The sequence below is a fragment of the Pseudomonas sp. AD21 genome (assembly GCF_002878485.1).
Taxonomy (GTDB): domain Bacteria; phylum Pseudomonadota; class Gammaproteobacteria; order Pseudomonadales; family Pseudomonadaceae; genus Aquipseudomonas.
This window is the reverse complement of the sequence record NZ_NQYG01000123.1, coordinates 1-2316: the sequence shown is the minus strand read 5'-3', so window position 1 is coordinate 2316 and position 2316 is coordinate 1. Positions and strand designations below refer to the sequence as shown.

Below are 2316 nucleotides of genomic sequence, written 5' to 3'. Positions count from 1 at the left end.
GCAACCCCGCTCCCACAGGGGATCTGCGCTTAACTGATCGGCATTAGCCAGTTTCGGCGGGGTTTTTATTGCCTGGCGCGACGGACGTCAGTAGCCGACGAAGTAGTACGCCTGCCGCCCGACCATCATGGTCTTGAGCACTTTGAGCGGCGCAACCGGTTCGCTGTCTGCCGAGATCACCGCGACGTTGGAGGGCGAGGCGCTGAGGAAGTCGTGCAGTTGCGCGTCGGTATCCAGCCCCTTGAGCACACGTTGGGTGTAGAACACGCTGGCGCCACCGACCCGTTCATTGGCCTGGAACAGCGCGACCTGCTGGCCGTTGGCTTGCAGGGTCTGAATGTGTTCGGTCAGCGGCAGGAACGACAGCTCTTTGTCGGCATTGGGCAAGGCCCACTGCGCGGCGCCCAGGTAGCTGGCGATCACTACCGTGAGCAAACCAGCGGCAATCGCCTGACGATGGCGGGCGACTTTTCCGATCAAACGGTTGGCGGTTTCATGCGCCTGCAAGCGATCGAACAACACCCGCGCATATTCGGCGGCGATCACCGCAGCGGCTGGGGTCATCGACATCAGGTACACCGTGCGCTTGCTGGAGGCCAGGGTCAGCATGATGAACTGCGCCACGATCCACAGGCTGAAAAACAGCAGGTAACGGTTAGCCTTCAATTCCTTACGGAAATGCCACAGCCCCAGATACACCAGGATGTTCCACGGCAGAAACGCTTCCGGCAGTTTGGCCAGGTAGTAATAGAACGGCTCGTAGTGCCCAGCCTCGACGAACGAGCCGCTGAAGCGACCGACGCTGTTGGTCAGCAGCACTTCCGCGACGGCGTGCGAGCCACCGCGCTGATAGAGCACGGCGAGCCAGATCAACAACGGAATCAGGCCCACGGCCGTGAGCAGGCCGGGACGCAGCCAGGCGCCGATCTTCAAGCGTTTGTCGATCAGGTTGTCCGCCAGCAGGTAGGCGAAAATCACCACCCCGGGCATCGCCAGTCCGAGCACGCCCTTGCTCAACGTGGCGATGGCGATCCCGGCGATAAACAGCAGCGAGTTGCCCGCGTTCGGTGCGCGTTGCGCCTGAAAGAACGCCAGCAGCGCCGTGGTCACGCCGAGTGCCAGCAGCGCATCCTCGCCGACCCCGCGCACGTTGCTCCAGTAGCTGGCCATGGTCGCCAGCAGAATCCCCGCTGTCCATGCCAGCGCTTTCGGGCGCCCGAAGCGGCGCAGCATGCCGTACAGCAGCATCACGCTGAGCAGCCCGGCTACCGCCGACGCCAGCCGCACCGCCCACGGCGAAACACCGAATACGCGCATGGCGCCGGCGTCCAGCCACAGGCTCAGCGGCGGTTTTTCCAGAAACGGCTCGCCGAACAGGCGCGGCGTCACCCAGTCATCGTCCAGGTGCATTTCCATCGCGATCCCGGCGACCCGGGCCTCGGTGGAGCCTTGCAACTGGTGGTTGCCCAGGGCGAAAAAGAACAGCAGGGCGGCAAGTAGAAACAGCGAAGTGGCGGCACGCGGCATGGGTTTCAGGCAACCGGAAAGGGCAGGAGCCTTGAGCATACTTCGCCAATGCTTAACAAATTGTGAAACTCACGCCAATTGGCGCGACCAACGCTTCTCCGGTGTTTCGAACAACGAATTGACCAGCGCCGTCAGCACATGATCCTGCCAGCGGCCGGCGATGTTCAGGTAGGCCTTGGCATAGCCTTCGCGTTCGAAACCCAGGCGCTCCAGCAAGCGTGCGCTGCGCTCGTTGCCGGGCATGTAGTTGGCCATGATCCGGTGCAGGTTCTGCGTATCGAACATGTAACCGATGCCGGCCTCAAGGCCTTCCTGCATCAAGCCCTGGCCCTGATGCGCGTGGTCAATGTGATAACCCAGATAACAGGCCTGAAACGCGCCGCGAATGATCCCGCTGAAATTGCACGCGCCGATCATCTGTTGGCCGTCCGGCGTCAGCAGGGCGAAATGCATGGCCAGCCCGGCCTCGTAGGCGCTGGCCTGAATCTCGAGGCGTCGGCGAATCTGTTCGGTGGAAAAGTATTCGGAGGTGCGGATCGGCGACCAGGGCGCGAGGTGGCGTTGGTTGCGGCGGTAGAAATCACTTTCCAGTTCGGCCTGATCCGGGGCCAGGATGGCGAGCGTCAGGCGTTGGCAGGGCAGGCTCAGCAGTGACATCGGGCGCTCCGGTTGGCAAGGTCGAGGGACAGGATTGCCCAGAGGGTGGAAAAAAACAAACCGCACTGGCTAATGCCGATCAATTAAGCGCTGATCCCCTGTGGGAGCGGGCTTGCTCGCGAAAGCGGTGGG

At 62.5% G+C, this 2316-nt stretch carries 2 protein-coding genes; both read right to left on the bottom strand.

Features of this window, described 5'->3' with window-relative positions:
- Positions 1-87: 87 nt before the first annotated feature.
- A complete protein-coding gene (locus tag PseAD21_RS29260) occupies positions 88-1566 on the bottom strand; it encodes a glycosyltransferase family 39 protein (RefSeq protein WP_102359168.1) in 1479 nt (492 codons plus the stop codon).
- Positions 1567-1596: 30 nt separating this feature from the next.
- Complete coding sequence (rimJ, locus tag PseAD21_RS29255; RefSeq protein WP_102359167.1) at positions 1597-2184, bottom strand: ribosomal protein S5-alanine N-acetyltransferase; 588 nt, start codon at positions 2182-2184, stop codon at positions 1597-1599.
- Positions 2185-2316 lie beyond the last annotated feature (132 nt).